Origin of the sequence: Mucilaginibacter sp. Bleaf8 (genome assembly GCF_018390515.1) — a bacterium.
Taxonomy (GTDB): domain Bacteria; phylum Bacteroidota; class Bacteroidia; order Sphingobacteriales; family Sphingobacteriaceae; genus Mucilaginibacter.
The window spans coordinates 625,802-642,530 of the sequence record NZ_JAHBBK010000002.1; the positions used below are offsets into that span (position 1 = coordinate 625,802).

At 43.6% G+C, this 16,729-nt stretch carries 19 protein-coding genes; 9 read left to right on the forward strand and 10 right to left on the reverse strand.

Annotated elements, in window-relative coordinates:
- Positions 1 to 11 precede the first annotated feature (11 nt).
- Entirely contained in the window at positions 12 to 209 is a 198-nt protein-coding gene (locus KHS38_RS11405; RefSeq protein WP_213488672.1) for a hypothetical protein, read from the forward strand.
- Between the two features lie 190 nt (positions 210 to 399).
- Entirely contained in the window at positions 400 to 1,125 is a 726-nt protein-coding gene (locus tag KHS38_RS11410; RefSeq protein WP_213488673.1) for a hypothetical protein, read from the forward strand.
- A gap of 146 nt (positions 1,126 to 1,271) precedes the next feature.
- On the opposite strand, the gene KHS38_RS11415 is transcribed toward KHS38_RS11410, so the two are convergent.
- Positions 1,272 to 2,237, reverse strand: coding sequence for a glycosyltransferase family 2 protein (locus KHS38_RS11415; RefSeq protein WP_213488674.1), 966 nt, complete (start codon positions 2,235 to 2,237; stop codon positions 1,272 to 1,274).
- Complete coding sequence (locus tag KHS38_RS11420) at positions 2,237 to 3,955, reverse strand: carbamoyltransferase family protein (RefSeq protein ID WP_213488675.1); 1,719 nt, start codon at positions 3,953 to 3,955, stop codon at positions 2,237 to 2,239. The genes KHS38_RS11415 and KHS38_RS11420 overlap by 1 nt, the downstream gene beginning before the upstream one ends.
- A gap of 246 nt (positions 3,956 to 4,201) precedes the next feature.
- Between KHS38_RS11420 and KHS38_RS11425 the strand changes: the two genes are divergently transcribed.
- Positions 4,202 to 4,876, forward strand: coding sequence for a hypothetical protein (locus KHS38_RS11425; RefSeq protein WP_213488676.1), 675 nt, complete (start codon positions 4,202 to 4,204; stop codon positions 4,874 to 4,876).
- An 89-nt stretch (positions 4,877 to 4,965) separates the two neighbouring features.
- Here KHS38_RS11425 and KHS38_RS11430 read toward each other — a convergent pair whose 3' ends face one another.
- Entirely contained in the window at positions 4,966 to 5,481 is a 516-nt protein-coding gene (locus KHS38_RS11430) for a 5' nucleotidase, NT5C type (RefSeq protein ID WP_213488677.1), read from the reverse strand.
- A gap of 89 nt (positions 5,482 to 5,570) precedes the next feature.
- Positions 5,571 to 6,473 carry a polysaccharide lyase gene (locus KHS38_RS11435; protein ID WP_213488678.1) on the reverse strand — a complete coding sequence of 301 codons (903 nt, stop codon included), beginning with the start codon at positions 6,471 to 6,473 and terminating at the stop codon, positions 5,571 to 5,573.
- Between the two features lie 473 nt (positions 6,474 to 6,946).
- Here KHS38_RS11435 and KHS38_RS11440 point away from each other — a divergent pair, with 473 nt between their 5' ends.
- Both KHS38_RS11440 and KHS38_RS11445 read left to right on the forward strand, forming a co-directional pair.
- Positions 6,947 to 7,768 carry an SDR family oxidoreductase gene (locus KHS38_RS11440; protein WP_213488679.1) on the forward strand — a complete coding sequence of 274 codons (822 nt, stop codon included), beginning with the start codon at positions 6,947 to 6,949 and terminating at the stop codon, positions 7,766 to 7,768.
- 119 nt (positions 7,769 to 7,887) lie between these two features.
- Positions 7,888 to 8,004 carry a 30S ribosomal protein THX gene (locus tag KHS38_RS11445; RefSeq protein ID WP_213488680.1) on the forward strand — a complete coding sequence of 39 codons (117 nt, stop codon included), beginning with the start codon at positions 7,888 to 7,890 and terminating at the stop codon, positions 8,002 to 8,004.
- Positions 8,005 to 8,058: 54 nt separating this feature from the next.
- On the opposite strand, the gene KHS38_RS11450 is transcribed toward KHS38_RS11445, so the two are convergent.
- From KHS38_RS11450 to KHS38_RS11460, 3 genes are all read right to left on the reverse strand, one after another.
- Positions 8,059 to 8,442 (reverse strand): response regulator, encoded by a 384-nt coding sequence (locus KHS38_RS11450; RefSeq protein WP_213488681.1) that lies wholly within the window; start codon positions 8,440 to 8,442, stop codon positions 8,059 to 8,061.
- A gap of 262 nt (positions 8,443 to 8,704) precedes the next feature.
- Positions 8,705 to 9,145, reverse strand: coding sequence for an Hsp20/alpha crystallin family protein (locus tag KHS38_RS11455; RefSeq protein WP_213488682.1), 441 nt, complete (start codon positions 9,143 to 9,145; stop codon positions 8,705 to 8,707).
- Between the two features lie 191 nt (positions 9,146 to 9,336).
- Complete coding sequence (locus tag KHS38_RS11460; protein ID WP_349627925.1) at positions 9,337 to 10,248, reverse strand: glycoside hydrolase family 25 protein; 912 nt, start codon at positions 10,246 to 10,248, stop codon at positions 9,337 to 9,339.
- Between the two features lie 134 nt (positions 10,249 to 10,382).
- Between KHS38_RS11460 and KHS38_RS11465 the strand changes: the two genes are divergently transcribed.
- The 3 genes from KHS38_RS11465 to KHS38_RS11475 all read left to right on the forward strand — a co-directional run bounded on the left by KHS38_RS11465 (position 10,383) and on the right by KHS38_RS11475 (position 11,999).
- The gene (locus tag KHS38_RS11465; protein WP_213488683.1) at positions 10,383 to 10,811 is read left to right on the forward strand and encodes a VOC family protein; all 429 of its coding nucleotides are present in this window, start codon (positions 10,383 to 10,385) and stop codon (positions 10,809 to 10,811) included.
- Positions 10,812 to 10,823: 12 nt separating this feature from the next.
- Positions 10,824 to 11,516: an SIR2 family NAD-dependent protein deacylase gene (locus KHS38_RS11470; protein WP_213488684.1), complete on the forward strand. Its 693-nt coding sequence runs from the start codon at positions 10,824 to 10,826 to the stop codon at positions 11,514 to 11,516.
- Positions 11,517 to 11,591: 75 nt separating this feature from the next.
- A complete protein-coding gene (locus KHS38_RS11475; protein WP_213488685.1) occupies positions 11,592 to 11,999 on the forward strand; it encodes a group III truncated hemoglobin in 408 nt (135 codons plus the stop codon).
- On the opposite strand, the gene KHS38_RS11480 is transcribed toward KHS38_RS11475, so the two are convergent.
- From KHS38_RS11480 to epsC, 3 genes are all read right to left on the reverse strand, one after another.
- The gene (locus KHS38_RS11480) at positions 12,000 to 14,093 is read right to left on the reverse strand and encodes a PAS domain-containing sensor histidine kinase (RefSeq protein ID WP_213488686.1); all 2,094 of its coding nucleotides are present in this window, start codon (positions 14,091 to 14,093) and stop codon (positions 12,000 to 12,002) included.
- 132 nt (positions 14,094 to 14,225) lie between these two features.
- Entirely contained in the window at positions 14,226 to 15,098 is an 873-nt protein-coding gene (cysM, locus tag KHS38_RS11485; RefSeq protein ID WP_213488687.1) for a cysteine synthase CysM, read from the reverse strand.
- A gap of 7 nt (positions 15,099 to 15,105) precedes the next feature.
- Positions 15,106 to 15,918, reverse strand: a complete 813-nt coding sequence (gene epsC / locus KHS38_RS11490) for a serine O-acetyltransferase EpsC (RefSeq protein ID WP_213488688.1) — start codon at positions 15,916 to 15,918, stop codon at positions 15,106 to 15,108.
- Positions 15,919 to 16,124: 206 nt separating this feature from the next.
- Between epsC and KHS38_RS11495 the strand changes: the two genes are divergently transcribed.
- Positions 16,125 to 16,688, forward strand: a complete 564-nt coding sequence (locus KHS38_RS11495) for an acyl-CoA thioesterase (RefSeq protein ID WP_213488689.1) — start codon at positions 16,125 to 16,127, stop codon at positions 16,686 to 16,688.
- Positions 16,689 to 16,729 lie beyond the last annotated feature (41 nt).

The following is a 16,729-nucleotide window of genomic DNA, read 5'->3' on the forward strand; positions in this document are numbered from 1 at the left end:
ACTATCTAACTATGAGTACCAAGAACAACACCAACATCAGTGACCAGGGCATTGATGGTACAAAAACCAAACACAAAGGAGAAAGCCAGCAAAGTCACCAGAAAGGTGCACCAAGCGTAAGCAACAAAACAGCCGGCAAGCATCTAAAAGATGAATCGGGCGGCGGATCGAAAAAGAACACGACGAAAAAGCAGCAAAATAGTATTTAACTAAATAACAAAATGGCCTCTGTTGTAAAACAGAGGCCATTTTGATTTTAACGCGAATTGCTAAGGGCCTTTTAACTTCCATCGCTTCTAAAGAAACCTAATAAAGTATAGTAAGTGAATGACTTTCAGTTTGATCTAAACAAATTGCTCTATTATTTATTCAATGGAGTATACACCTTTACTTTATTAAATGAAACGTTTAGAGTTAATGCTGTCGATGATTTTGGTAGGCATTCTTGTTACCGTATTTACATTATCGGGGTTTGTGTTGCATATGTATACTGAGGTTACCATACCGGCGTTGCTCAAATGGATAATTGGCATAGGTTGTTTTTTGGTTGCCCTGTACATTTGTATTCGATTAATGGTTACAAATAGCGATTACAAATGGTACCATTTTGCTTTTAATCTAACATTAGGAACAGCCCTTTCTTTTGCGATTCTACTAATGGCGTGTACGGATGCTGACATGTTATTAAGCGCAGTATTTAAAGGGACACACGAAGATTTTTTAAGATTAGAAAGTGTTGAAAAGACACGCACAAGTAAAAGCAAGTTTACAGGCGGCAGAGCCGAAGCTTATTTGAATAATATGCCTTTAGATCTTAAAACAGGACGCGAAACATATTTTTTAATTAGAAACAAGCGCCTCATTAAAGTAAAAATAGGAAAGTCTTATTTTAATAACTATTATGTAACCTCCATTACCAGCACGCCTCAAGAGAAAGATAGTGCCAGCAGTGAATATTGGAAAGACTGGTGGCACCGGCATTTATTTATATTTTGCCTGTTGGGGCTTGTGTTATTAGCTGGATTAGTAACTTGGTTTATAAGCTGGCTAAAAGGAGAGAAAGGAGAAGGGGGAAGAACTGTCCATTCATCGTACACTAAAACAACCTATTTTAGAAATAGATAGATTAGCCTTCTTGGTGCATCTTTTGTGCCCGCATTGGAATATGACGAAAACGTTAATCGGCAGGCTCTTTGCAAAAAAGGTTCGTTTATTTTATATAAACGAACCTTGAACAATTTTTAATCAAATCAATTTTAGCTATATATCTTTTACCCGAACCAAACGCCATACTTCCAGCATCCATAAAAATGCCAGTAAACCGATGCAAATGGTATCACGGCCGAGGTGTAGAGCATCTCATAAATATGGGGGGCTGAATGCGAGGTATGCGCTAAACGTTTCAATGTAAATTGAAGTGTAAACATCAGCCATATGGTAAATAATATCAGTGCAGTAATAGTATGCCCGGCAAGCAAAGTAATTATTGCTGCAAAAAAGCTAACTACCATCACATAATAAGTTACCGGCGGCCTGGCCTGTATTTGCTGCTGATATAATTCCGGAAACTTTTTGTAAAGCAGGGCATTAAACAGCGTCTTCTTTTGCTCTTTGATGCTTACTCCCCAAGGCGCCTCGCGAACGGGGTGCACAATCATAGCTTCCTCTATTTTGCGTAGCGGTATGTTGGCTTGCAGTAATTTAAAGTGTAGGTCGCTGTCTTCGCGCCAGGCCATGGCAAAGCGTTCGTCAAAACCGCCTACCTTTAAAAGCGCTTGTTTGGTGCAGGCGCAGTTAGCCGTTACAAAGTCGGCCGTTTCCAATCCGGCGGTGTTTTGTGCAAAGTCGGTTGGGTGAGGGGGGAGCGGTACCACTACCTTACCTGTAAATGCAGCCAATGCCGACCCATCCCAAGCCTGCAAATAACCGGAAAGCCACAGGGGCGATGGTATGGTATCATCATCTGTAAAGGCAATCAAAGCTGCCTGGGCATGTTGCCAACCGTAATTGCGCGCAGCAGCCGGCCCGCCTTTTTTGGGCATAGGCAAAAAGCGCAGGTTGGCCGGTTGGTAAGGCAAGTTGGCTAAAGCGGCGGCAGTAGCATCATCAGGCCCATCGCTCACCACAATAATTTCAAAGTCAGAAGCAGGTATATCCTGATTACCAAGCGCCCCGATGCATTTTAAAAGCAAATCGGGGCGACGATAAGTTGGAATAACAACAGAAATGCGAAGCATTATTTTTCAATCACAAATGAACCGATAACCAAAGCGTCAAAAGGGGATGACCAGAAGCACTCAATGGCATCGCGTGGGGTACATACAATTGGCTTACCCAGGGTATTGAATGAGGTGTTCACCAATACCGGTACGCCGGTTTTACGTTGAAATGCTTTCAGCAAATCGTAATAGTTCTTGTGCTGGCGTTCATTCACAGTTTGTATACGGGCGGTACCGTCAGTATGGCGTACAGCCGGAATCTGATCAGCCTTTTCTGGCTTCACATCATAAATAAACAGCATAAAAGGCGAGTAGCTGGCGTTCTCGAACCAGTTACCAGCTTCTTCCTCCAATACTACAGGTGCAACCGGGCGAAAATCTTCGCGGTCTTTCACCTCATTTAAGCGTTGCTGCATAGCCGGACTAATGGGCGATGCCAGTATTGAACGGCTGCCCAATGCCCGCGGACCAAACTCCATACGACCCTGATACCAGCCGATGATTTTATCTTGTGCCAATATATCAGCAGTTTCTTCGGCGATGTTATTTAGTTTACGGTATGGCACTTTGCACCATTTCATGAATTTCTCAATCTCTTCGTCGGTATATTCAGGGCCCCAGTAGCAATGCTCCATAACGAAATCGCGCTTGGTGGCTTTGCGCTGCTGTGCATCAACCCAAAGGGCTGCGCCTAAAGCGGTACCATCGTCGCCAGATGCAGGCTGTACCCAAATGTTCTGGAATGCACCTTTATCGCGTATGCGGGCATTGGCAACGCAGTTAAGCGCCACACCGCCAGCCATACACAGGTTTTGTTCGCCGGTTTCTTTTTGCAGCCAGTCGGTAATTTCGAGTAACGTTTCTTCCAGCACCAGTTGCAGTGAATGCGCAATATTGAAATGGTGTGCGGTGAACTCTTCATGGCGCAGGCGCATAGGGCCAAAGCGCTCTACAAAGTTTTTATTTTCGATAGTGTACTGTCCGTTAGGCCCAACTTTGATAATCTCACGAAAATCTTTTACAAACTCCGGTTTTCCGTAGCTGGCCAAGGCCATTACTTTGTACTCGTCTGACGAATGCAAGAAACCCAGGTGGGTGGTTACTTCTTCATACAATAAACCCAATGAGTTAGGGAAGTTAACCTGGCCAATACGTTTCAGGTCATGGCCGTTACCAACGCTATAGGTAGTGGTAGCGTTTTCGCCGCGACCGTCAACCGTCATAACGGCAGCACGCTCAAATGGTGAACAGTTGAAAGCGCTGGCAGCGTGAGCTACGTGGTGATCAACAAAGTGCCATTTTTCGCGCGGAACGTTAGCGCCAACAAATCGTTTTTGCAAATGGTGCGGCCAGCCATCATTCAGCTGTCCTACAGCGTTGATGATAGACGACAGAAACAGCGGATCCCAAACGTTCAGCCAATCCTGATTAACCGGATCAATTGATGGCTCGAACGGAATATCGATAGTGCCTTTGCCTTTGTGTTGCTCGCTGATGAGCTGATAAGGATCAAAAGAATAAGCAATATGGTCCACGTCATTGATGTGGATGCCGGCTATTTTCAGGCAGTAGTCAATTGCATGAAAAGGCAGTTCCCAGGTACTGAAAGGTACTGGGCGTTTGCCATGCTTAATGTGGGTAAAACGTTCTTCTTCTGTAGCGGCAAGCAGCTGGCCGTCTTTAATAATGCACGCTGCCGAGTCATGAAAAACAGCGTTGATGCCTAAGGTGTACATGGAGTGTAGATGTTTTTATAGTTAAATGTTTTGCACCATAAAAAGGCAGAAATTGCCGAAAGGTTTGCAAAGATTGTAGATTGTAGCCAAGTTTAACCGGTGGTTAACTTATAATCGCGGAGGTGAATATTTGCTTCAATATGAGCTTATCCTGCATTGAAATCAACCGGTCAAGAAATATTTAATCATTTGTACATACTAAAAGGTCGAATAGCCGGTTAATGGATTATTCAACTTAAATCATTTATGAACAAAAAACTTTTCGTACTGCTGCCTGTTCTGGCAGCTTTTACATTAACCGTTAAAGCACAAACACAAAAAGGTAACCACTTGTTAGGCGGTGGTTTAAATGCCAATTACAACAAAAGAACCACTAGTCAGGGAACTATTGGAGATGAAAATTACTACAAGTACACAGTGAAAACAACTACGTTTGGTATTGGTCCGGCTTATAGCTATTTCATCAGTGATAATTTAGATTTGGGAATTAATGGCGCTTATTCTTGGCAAAAAGACTCATACAATGATCTCGCACCTAATGACAGTTATTATTCATCGGCTGATAAAAGTAAGTATACTGCTTTTTCAGGAGGATTATACTTAAGAAAATATCTTTTGTATAACAACAAAGTCGGATTTCGTACTGGTCCATTTGTGCAATATCAGAAGCAACGAGGAAAAACTTATAATGGAAATGGTTTATATAACGACTTCAAGATGAAGAACTTCTACGCAGGTTTAGGCCTTGATTTTGTATATTTCCCAACTTCAAAGCTTGGATTAACAGCATCTATGGGGTCATTGGTGTATAACTCAAGTAAAAGAGAGCAAGCTACTATTGTAGACAAGAATGATGGAGTAGGGTTGAATTTTTTCACCAATGGCATAACCCTCTCATTGGTTTATGCATTAGGTAAATAAATTTGTTAGTAAATAGGGCTGTTGGTTCTTATGTTCCATCAGCCCTGTTTTTATATATGAGCCTGCATGCCTTAGTCCGGTTGTATGGCTTACAACAACAGCTTTTCAATCGCACTCCAAGAATCCACACGGGTATGTTGATGATCGTTATTACGGCAGTTGTGCGGCTGGGTGAATAGTAAGGTTTGGCCCTCAAAATAATCAAGATTCTTAAAATGATCATCAATCATAATGTCTGCCTTGATTACCTTTTTGCTTCCGCAAAATACCATTTGCTGCCAGCTAATAAACGGAAAATGCTGCCCCAGCCAGGTTTGTTTTTCCGGTAAGCTTTTCGGAAACTCAGTAGCTGCCGATACGATGTATAGCTCATATTGCTGGTTTAACTTGCGCATCACCTCCTGGCTGCCTTCTATTACCGGAACATTTAAGAAAAAGCCGGTTTCATATATAAATTGCCGTATGGTAGGGAATGCCTCGCCTTCCGGTATGCCCATTATTTCTTCGGGTAGCTTGCGCTTACCAAAATCACGTTCGTGAAACTGGTGATATAATTCATACACGTTGGCCAGTACGCCGTCCATGTCAACCGCTATTTTTTTCATAGTTTATTGTAGTGTTAAAAAGCAAGTCTACAAAAAGAAACACCCGCTGGCAAATTGCAGCGGGTGTTTTCTTTTCCGATTTGTGTGGCTTAACTTATTTTATGCACCACCAGGTTGTCATAATAAATATAATCGGTGGTTGATGTTTTCCAGTAATCCTGGCTACCGCCGCGGAATGTGTGGAAGGTTAGCCCTCTGATTAATCGCTGGCTATCATTGGTTGTCCACCGGATATCCTGGTCCAGCACCACCGTTCCGTTGATCACAATTTGAACGTGGCCGTCGGTATTGCTGCCGGTATTGCTTTTAATATACAGGTGTACATGATACCACTGACCTTTAACCAACGCGCCCGATGACGGGTAACTTCTTCCAAAACTATCGCCATAATTGTTGCCCGATGATGGTCCGCCGTTCATGTCTTTGTAGTACAAATAAGGCTGAAAGTACACCCGGTCGGGATTGGAGTTAGGGGAGTACCACATGAGGCGTAAGCTACCGCCGTTGCCATCCCAGGCCGCATCGCCACCGGTATTGCCTTCGCCTACCGAAAAGCCGAAGCCTACCTTGCCGCCGCGGCCCCAGTTAAACTGGCTGTGAAATTTAATATCATAATCCATTTCATAAGCTGAGCCATCTGATATATCTACGTTGGCTACCAAACCTCCCGCACCGGATAGCTGGTTGGGTAATAAAGTAACACGGCTGCCCACGCTGCCATCCTTGCCATTAGTGGTGTAAGCGCGCGATTCGTTCCAGCCCGTAACATTGCCAAAATCGGCCTGGGCCTGCGCTGTGGTGTAAGTGGCACCATTAGCACGATTGTTCCAGTTAACCGTCCAGCTGCTATTAATGGCCGATGTATTGTACTTTGGTGTAGTGGTTGCCTCATCTGTATTAGCTGCAACGGTAACCAGATTTTCCTTTTTGCAGGAAATACTTGCCGCACTAAGCAGGCATACCAGTAAACCGGTAGTTTTAAAAAGCGTCATCTTTTAATTTTTTAAGGTTAATAATTGGTATAGTGATCCTCATCGTTGCTGCAGCTATAAGATGGAAAGAAAACTCAATTGAAAGTAAAATGCACCAATGCTGGCTGACCACACATTATGCTATAGGATCGGCAAACCAGCTCGGCATATTAAGCGTCTGGTAATTAGCTGGAAAATAATAAGCTATAGGGATATTATAATTGGTTTATGTCAGTAAAGTTAAAGCACTTTCGCAGGTAAAAACAAGCGAGAAATTAGCGTATAACGGTTGTCACTTACCAATTTAATACGCTTAATGAACGATTATTGTGTTAAGGGAAGTTAGCTGGTTAATGCAGAGGCATTGATAGTTTAAAATGCTTTTTTTGCCAATACGCTTTATGAAAAAATGCGAAAAGGTTTTCGGAAAGCAGCTGACTTCTTTCTTTAGTTATTCAGTTAAGCCTATTAAAGGTTGTGTACCTTTGTTTCTGATGACTTCAATTAATAAAATCAGTATTTTGGGGTGCGGGTGGTATGGGTTGCCTTTGGGTGAGGCGCTTGTGGCCGCAGGGTATCAGGTAAAAGGATCAACAACCACCAAAGATAAACTGCCTGTGATTAACAAAGCAGGTATACAGCCCTACCTGATTGATGTAACATCCGAAGCTGCCGGCTATGATGCTGCATTTTTTGATTGTGATGTGTTATGGATCAGTATACCGCCGCGCAGCAGGCAGGGCGAGTCTGGCAGTTATCACGAGAAAATAAAGCGTATTATTCAGGCTGCGGTTCAATACCAGGTAAAGCAAGTGGTATTTATAAGTTCAACGGGTGTTTATGGTGATGTTAATTCCGAAGTAACCGAAGCAGATACGCCATTACCGGATACAGAATCGGGCCGGGTGCTGTTAAGTGTTGAAAGCTATTTACAGGAACAAACTGATTTTACGTCGACGATTATTCGCTTTGCCGGCTTGGCAGGACCGGGACGGGAGCCGGGGCGCTTTTTTGCAGGCAAAAAGGATATCCCAAACGGGCAGGCACCTGTAAACCTCATTCATTTGCATGATTGTATCGGACTAAGCATTGCCATCATAAAGCAGCAAGCCTTCGGGCAAACTTACAATGCCTCAGCACCGCATCACCCTGGCAAGGCACATTTTTATACCCTTGCAGCTCAAAAAGCCGGTTTGGCTATGCCGCAATTTATTGATGAATTAAAGCAGTGGAAAACCGTTGCCAGTATAAAGGCCACCCAGGTGCTTAACTACAACTATCAAATTGATAATTGGGATGAATGGCTTAGTGCATAGGAAAGTATTGATATATAGGCCTATATAAAAGCTTTTCACATAAACTAAACATTATCTGATTATAACTTGTCTGTTATATAACAAACTGTATTAATCATTTCAATTATAGTAAAGTTAACATGGGAAAAGGAGATAGAAAGACCAGAAAAGGGAAAATCACCAAAAAGTCGTTTGGTAAAACCCGTCCGCACAAAACCGTGCAAAAGAAACAGGCCGAGCAACAAGCCAGCGCCTAAAAGAAAAAGCCACATGTTAAGCATGTGGCTTTTTCTTTTAGGCGCACTAAAAAGTTAGTGCAGTTGTAAGTGCTCTTTTTCGTCCAGGCAATGTTTTACGGTCGAGAATAGCTTGTCCAGATCAAATGGTTTCTGCACAAATGCGTCTGAGCCGTAATCGCCTAACGATTCCAATACACGCGGGTAGGCCGATAAGATAACTACCGGTATACCCGAGGTAAGGGGATTGGTTTTTACTTGGTGGCATAATTCGCCGCCGTTAATGCCGGCCAGTAAAAAGTCGAGCATTACTAAATCGGGTTGGTGTTGTTGTACGCTTTTTATTATATCCTCGCAATAATTCAGCGTAACTACCTCATAACCTTCCCCAGTCAAGGCCTCCTCCAATACAGTAAGGATGTCCTGATTATCATCCAGGATTAATATTTTATGTAACATGAAAACTTATAATTGGTACCTTTTATAACAAGTTGATTTTGCATTAGTTTGGCAAAGATTGCCTTTAAAAGATAACTTATTGTTAACCAGATATAAAGATTTTTCTTTGTTCAATTTTGTAGTTTAGGATCATAACTGCATTGCCGGGTTATTGTTTTGAGATTTAGTAATTGGCTGATAGCCAGTTATTGGTGTTATGTTTACAAAATAAAGAGGGGCTTGCCATAGCAAGCCCCTTTTATAAAAAAAGATATAAAACAACTTATTTAATTTCAATTTGGCGGCTTATGCTTTTAGCTTCTTCTTTTTTGGGAATACTTAGTTGTAGCACACCATCGGTATAAGTAGCTTCAATACGACTGTCATCGGCACTTTCAGGCAGGGTGAAGGAGCGCACGAAAGAGCTGTAACTAAACTCGCGTTTATTGTATTTCTTGCTGCTTTCGGCATTTTCTGAACGCTGCTCTACAGCTACGGTTAGCATATTGCGTTCGGTTGATATTTTAAAATCCTGTTTGTTTAAGCCGGGGGCGGCCAGCTCTACATGATATTCTTCCGGAGTTTCACTGATGTTAACCGCCGGAACGCGTGTAATCAGGCGGTCGGCCATAAACGAATCGTTGAAGAATGATTCAAAAATGTCAGTAAATTCAGGCATCAGGCCATGGTTCTTTTTCTCATTATTCCATTTAACCAAGCTCATAGTTTTTTCTCCTTAAAAGTTTTAAAAATGAATTGACTACAATTGATTAGAATTCTATGAACACGTGTTCATGTGTACAATAACAAGCTCAATGCCAAATGATTTACCTTGGCAATCGCGGACAAATTTTCATTTCTCTTATGGTCTTAAAATGAAAAATTTTCAGTTGTAATGCCAAAATGTACAGCAGTTTACGGAATCAGCATACCTCTAAAAGTGAGGCTATCGCCTTTAAAGGCATTAAAATCAACAGCATGATTAATGCCGTTTACGTGGGCCTTGTCCGAGTGTTGCCAAAACCACCAGTTGGTGTTCTTTCCTGCTTTAAGTTCTTCTTTGTAATAATGTGCAATCCAAAGCGGATACTCGTCAAAATACCCTTGCAAGTAATCGCGGTAAAAGCTCAGGCCCGAGTAAATAATGGGCTTCACATGCGTTTTTTTCTGTATGTGATTCAAAAACGTTTGCAGCTCCTGTCGCATTTTGGCTGGTTGGGTGTTATCCAATTGTTCAATATCCACCACCAGGGGTAAGTCGCCTTGCTCCACGTCTACATTTTGTAAAAAGAAGCGTGCTTGCCATAAACCGCTTTTATAAGGTCTGAAATAGTGATAAGCGCCACAGGTAATGCCGGTTTTAGCAGCTTCGCGCCAGTTACGTTTGAAGTATGGATCTACCGTTAACAAACCTTCGGTTGCTTTTATAAAAGCGAAAGTAATATGAACGCTGTCTTCCTGCATGGATTTCACCTTGTGCCAATCAATTTTACCCTGCGCGTAGGATACATCAATACCATGTATGTTATACTTACGCGGAATATCAATAGCAAAGCTTTTGTAAGTGCGGTAATTTGGATCCGTACCGATATCCCGTACCCAGCGCCAGGTAGAGGCAAACAGCTTAACCACATACCCATAGTAAAAGGGCGAAAGTAAAACAAGTAACAGGCCGGCAATAGCTATTTTTAAACTCATGGGCCAGCTATTGTTCGCTGCTTTTTTCTTTTTGGCAGGCGCTTTCTTCCGCACAGCGGGCTTGCGGGCCGGCTGTGGCTTTTTGGGGGTGGTGGTTAACTTGGGGATTTTAGGGGTTTCGGCACTCACGCTGCAAAAATACAAAGCCGTTAGCTATAAGTAACAGCGAAATTTAAAAACCATTTTGTTCGAACCAATTACTGAAGACACACTTTTTATCATTCAACTATTTAAATTAGCGTTTTAAACAGGCAATACCAACAATGAGTAAGTTAACCCCGTTCCATGTTGCAGTTCCGGTATATGATCTGGAAGAAGCCCGCCGCTTTTACCGCGAAGTGCTTGGCTGCAGCGAAGGTCGCAGTAGTGATATATGGACTGATTTTAACCTGTATGGCCATCAGGTTGTGATACATTATAAGCCCCGCCCGCAAATGCAAGAGCAGCCGCATTACAATCCGGTTGATGGTCATGATGTGCCCATACCGCATTATGGCGTGGTGCTGGAGTGGGAAGAATGGCATGCATTGGTTGATCGTTTAAAGCAACACCAGGTCAAATTTATTGTTGAACCAGGAATTCGGTTTGTTGGGCAGCCCGGCGAACAGGCTACCTTGTTTTTCCTTGACCCATCGGGCAATGCGTTGGAGTTTAAAGCGTTTAAGGACATGGGGCAGTTATTTGCCAAATAATTATCTGCAAGTATGAAACGAGTAGTTGTATTAACAGGCGCAGGCATTAGTGCTGAAAGTGGTTTAAAAACATTTCGCGATAGCGATGGGCTTTGGGAAGGTTACGATATTGAAGAAGTAGCCACACCGCAAGCATGGCAGCGTAACCCGGCCCTGGTGCAGGAATTTTACAACATGCGGCGCAAGTCGGTAATAGAGGCGCAACCTAATGCAGCCCATTATGCTTTGGCGCAATTGCAGGATAAATTTGATGTTACCATCATCACCCAAAATATTGACGACCTGCATGAACGTGCCGGTTCCACTAATGTGGTGCATTTACACGGTATCATTACCCGCTCACAATCAAGTTTAAACCCCGAGCTTACTTACCCGATGGAGGGCTGGGAACTGGGTATGAACGAGGTGTGCGAATTAGGCTCTCCCTTAAGGCCTCATGTGGTTTGGTTTGGCGAACCGGTACCCATGATTGAAAAAGCTGCAGCTATTTGTGCTACTGCCGACGTTTTTATATTAATTGGTACTTCGCTGGCTGTTTATCCGGCTGCGGGTTTGGTTGATTTTATTCCGGATGGCGTGCCCAAATACATCATCGATCCGAATATACCTTACGTTCGTGGTGCCAACTCAGTAATTAAAATAGAACAAAAAGCTACAACAGGGGTGCCGCAGGTGGTTAGCGAGCTAATGAATCAGCCCGATTAGCCGGTACGTAGCTTGAGTGTAAAGAAACCATCAAGTGGTCGGCCTTGAAGTTATTAATCCTAACTTTGTTTTATAATGAATGACGACAGCGCAGAAAATAACCACGATATACTAACGCTGGAAGATATTAAAATGCTGGTAGATACCTTTTACAGCAGGGTAGCTCATAATGAGCTTTTAGGCCCGGTGTTTAAAGCACGTATTGGCGATAACTGGCAGCCGCATCTCGAAAAGATGTATACCTTTTGGCAAACCGTGCTGTTGGAAGAGTATACTTACTTTGGCCGGCCGTTTCCGCCTCATGCTCAACTACCGGTTGATGCCGAGCATTTCAATGAGTGGCTGGCTTTGTTTACGCAGGCCATTGACGAACTTTTTATCGGCGACAAAGCAACCGAAGCCAAATGGCGGGCAGGCAAAATGGCCCAGATGTTTATGCACAAAATAGCCTATCTGCGTAGTAACCCGTTAAATATTCATTAATTAGGTATTGGACAGCCATTCAATAGCCTCATCCTTACTTGTAAAGAATTGGGTTTTGATCCGGTCAAAAAATATGTCCACGCTTTTATGTGCAGCAAGCCTGCTAAAGGTACTGGGCGAATAAATCCACGCAAATTCTTTCAATCCACTATCTTGCATGGCCGGGAACCAGAACTCCGAACCCCAGTCCGATGCTTCGGACCAGTTGCCTTTTACATAACTGTTGTCGTTTAATACTTTACTGCAGTTATTCTTTTTCATCAGATCAAGCAAAATCATGCAGCCTTTTTGTACCGATTCCAGATTTTGGTAGCCCTGCCAGTCGGCTTCCATCCAGTGCTTTTCGGCGTTGTAGCGTATGGTGATAAAGTTGCCGATATAGTAAGTTTGGTTATCAGTTTCGATATCCCGAAATTCGCGTGTGCCGTTTATAGGCAGCAGGAATGAAAATGTTGAGCCCTTGCCCGGTTCACTCTCCACCCAAAAGCTACCATTATGTGCTTTAATAATACTTGAAGCTATGTACAATCCTAATCCCAAGCCTTGGTACTGCATCGAGGTATTATCAACCCGGTAAAACCGGTCAAACAGCCTGGCTATGTTTTCCAAAGCTATACCAATGCCAAAGTCCTGTACGGATACAACTATGTTATCCTGTTCCACTTCCGAACGGATGATGATGGGCTTGGAACCATCCGAGTATTTAATAGCATTAGTCAGGAAATTGGTCATAACCTGCTCCAAACGGAATTTGTCGCCTTTAATTACCGCCGGATCATTTCGTTCAATCAGTATGGCATGCTTGTCGGATATCAGCGCAACCACATCCCAGCTTTCGTTCACTACATCTGCAAAATTGAATTCAGAGAAGTTGTAAACTAACTTTCCCGCGTTAATTTTAGACACGTCCAGCAAATCAGATATCAATCCCTGCAGTTTGTTGAACTGTAACGATGCTTTCTGAATAAATTGCGATGCTTTGTTTTGTGGATCGAGGCTGCGCTCAAGCACCTGCATATAAGCTTTAAGGCTGGTGAGCGGTGTTTTTAGTTCATGACTTGCTACGCTTATAAACTCATCTTTCTGCGTAAGTAACTCCTGCATGTAGCCGATGCGCATACGTTCATTATCGAGCGTTTTTTGCATAGAATAACTGTTAAGCAGGTAGTTGCCACATAAGGTATGGAAACGGGTATAACTTTCATCAAGCAGCAGCCGTGGGCTTATACCATAAATAATAATCAAGTCAGGCTTGCGGCTGCCTGCCAAACTCAGCGGAAAAAGGCACATCTGGTGCGGGTCTTCTTCCCAGCTTTTGTTGATAAACGTGGGTACTTGGGCAAAAAAGTCGGTAGTTTTAACCACCATGCTTTTTTTGCTGATGAGTTCTTCCAGCTTTTCTTCGTTCAGGCACGATAGCTCTTGCGGTATCAAATCCGTGTTACCAATGCCAAAATGCGAGTGTAGCTTGTACGTATTGCTTTCTTTATCAAACAAATAGAGAAAGGAAAAGGGGATGTCTTTACTGTTGGCAGCCAGTTTTTGATGATGAACCAGCAGTACATCTTCTTTCGAATCCACCACATGGCCGGCTAAGTTAGCCAGTGTTTCCATACGGCGCTCGTTTAATACCCGGTCTGTGGTTTCGATACAGCTTAAAAATACGCCGCCTACGCTGCCGTCTTCGTTACGAATGGGGCTATAAGAAAAGTCAAAATAAGCTTCTTCGAGGTAACCCTTACGCTCCAAAAATAAGTTAAAGCCCGGAAATCCAAAAGTTTCGCCGTCTAATACCTGCTTAAACATGGGGCCTATCACCGGCCAAATCTCGTCCCAGGTTTCAAATGTGCTTTTGCCAAGCGGTTCGGGCTCCATTTTCACACCTAAAATAGGACGGTAGGCATCGTTGTAGAATTGCGTAAACGAGTTACCCCAGGCAATGTACATCGGAATTTTAGCTTCCAGCATAATGCTTACGGCCGTATGCAGGTTAGGCGGCCATTGGGTAATATCGCCCACAGGCGTATCCGACCAATTATGTGAAAGTATTTTTCCGGCCATTAAGCTCTGGCCGTACGACAACTGTTTAGTCATTCAGGTATATTCAAGGTAGATTCAGCTATAGTTATTTAGTGCTGACCAGCCTGCAAAGTAAAACAAAAGTTCCGTATCTTATTACAAGCACCGAAATTAGACTATCTAATGTATAACAGAAATTGTTGGTCATTAGCCAAACAATTCGCTGCTCAAATAGCGGTCGCCCCGGTCACATGCAATGAACACGATGGTGCCTTGCTGCAGTTCACTCGCCAGGCGGATGGCAGCAGTACAAGCCCCGCCGGTACTCATACCAGCAAATATGCCTTCAACTTTAGCCAACTGGCGCGACATTTCAGTAGCATCGGCTTCACTTACATCCATGGTGCGGTCAACCCGGCTGGGGTCAAATATTTTGGGCAGGTAGGCCTCGGGCCAGCGGCGTATGCCCGGAATGGATGAACCTTCAGAGGGCTGACAGCCTACAATTTGCACATTGGCGTTTTGCTCTTTTAAAAAGCGCGAGGTGCCCATGATAGTACCGGTGGTGCCCATGGCACTCACAAAGTGCGTAATCTGGCCGTTGGTGTCGCGCCATATCTCAGGGCCGGTTGTTTTATAATGCGCCATATAGTTGTCGCTGTTGGCAAACTGGTTCAGCAGGTAGTAATCGGCTGATTTTGCTTTTTCCTCGGCATAGTCCCGGCAGGCTTCAATACTTTCCAGCAGCGTCACTTTGGCACCAAAAGCCTCCATGGTAAGCGTGCGTTCACGGGTGGAGTTAGCCGGCATTACCAGTTCAATCTCCAGGTTAAACAAGCGCGCAATCATGGCCAGGGCTATACCTGTATTGCCGCTGGTTGCCTCAATAAGCGTAATGCCAGGTTTTATTTCGCCGCGTTCAACAGCGCTGCGTATCATATTCAGTGATGCGCGGTCTTTTACACTGCCGCCGGGATTGTTGCCCTCCAGCTTCGCGAAAATTTTCACGTTTGGGTTGGGATTCAGTTTGGTTATTTCAACCAGGGGCGTGTTGCCTATCAAATCTATAATACCTGCCATGTTCAAATTACAATTTTTCTTTCAGCTTGTTTACAGTAATCATCGGGGTGTGATAAACGGTTGAGTAGGGATCAACACTATGAATCAGCCATACGTTGCCCCCAATAACGCTATCATGCCCTATAATGGTTTCGCCGCCAAGCACCGTAGCACCCGAGTAGATTACTACCCTGTCTTGCACGGTAGGGTGGCGCTTGCTACCGGCCATGTTTTTGCTTACGCTTAAAGCACCTAAGGTTACGCCTTGATATAACTTAACATAGTTACCTATTACGCTGGTTTCACCAATTACAATGCCCGTACCGTGGTCTATATGAAAATACTCGCCAATTTGTGCTGCGGGGTGTATATCAATGCCGGTGGTAGAGTGTGCATGCTCTGTTAAAATACGCGGCAACAGTGGAACACCATAGGCGTACAGCAAATGAGCAATGCGATAAAATGAAATAGCATAAAAGCCGGGGTAGGTACGTATAACCTCAAACTCGGTTTGCGCAGCCGGGTCGCCTTTAAAAATGGCTTGTATGTCGGTGTTTAGCAGGCGGTAAAGTTCGGGTAGTTCGGCAAAAAACTGTTCGGCCAGTTTGTTGCAGTCGCAGTTACGGCAATTGCTGCTTACGCTGATGATTTTAGATAGTTCCAGCTGTAGTTGCGCTGCTTCTTGCTTCAAAGCTTCAACCGATGCATGGGTTTGGTGTGATTGCTCGGGGAAAAGCAGGTAAATTACCTGTAGCGCCCAGTTAGCAATAACCGTATTGGGCGGAATAGCCTCTGTATATTGTTGTTTCTGAAATAGTTGCTCGTAAAAGTTATTGTCCATAAGCGCAGTCGCTCGTTATACCGCCCGTGTTACTCAAAGGCGTATTTACTGCAAAGTAACCTGCTTTTTTTTAAAGAACGAGAAATAAGTTTAATAAGATGAGTGCAACATGACTTATCCTACCTTTTTTATAGAAAATGTGGTGCAATAAAGTGATTTGAAATTAATGCAATACCATTATCTTTCCCACAATTTAGCTTAAACTCATGACAGAACTTTATAAAACCGTAGCCAGTTCGCAAACAACCCTTACCGAATTGATGATCCCTTCGTACTCTAATTTTGGTGGTAAAATTCACGGCGGTATTATTTTAGGATTGATGGATAAAGTGGCTTATGCCTGTGCTGCCAAGCACGCCGGTAACTATTGCGTAACGGTATCTATTGATACGGTAAACTTTGTTGCACCCGTAGAGGTGGGCGAACTGGTGTCTTTATTGGCTTCTGTTAATTATGTGGGTAAGTCATCTATGGTGGTGGGTATACGGGTACAGTCCGAAAACGTAAAAACGCAACACATTAAGCACACCAACTCCAGCTACTTTACTATGGTGGCCATAGGCGATGATCATAAGCCGGCCTCTGTACCCGGCTTGATCTTACAATCACATCTTGAGGTGCAGCGTTTTTACCAGGCTTACCATCGTAAGGAGCTTAACCGGTATTACAAGCAGGAAGCCGACCGGATCAAAACACCAACAGAAATTGCCGAATCTATTGAAGTGATACGTAACGAACGATGCCGGATAGAATTACCAGAATTGCGTTAATTAAGGTTCGGTTAATTGCCATAAAGTTTACATATTAGCAG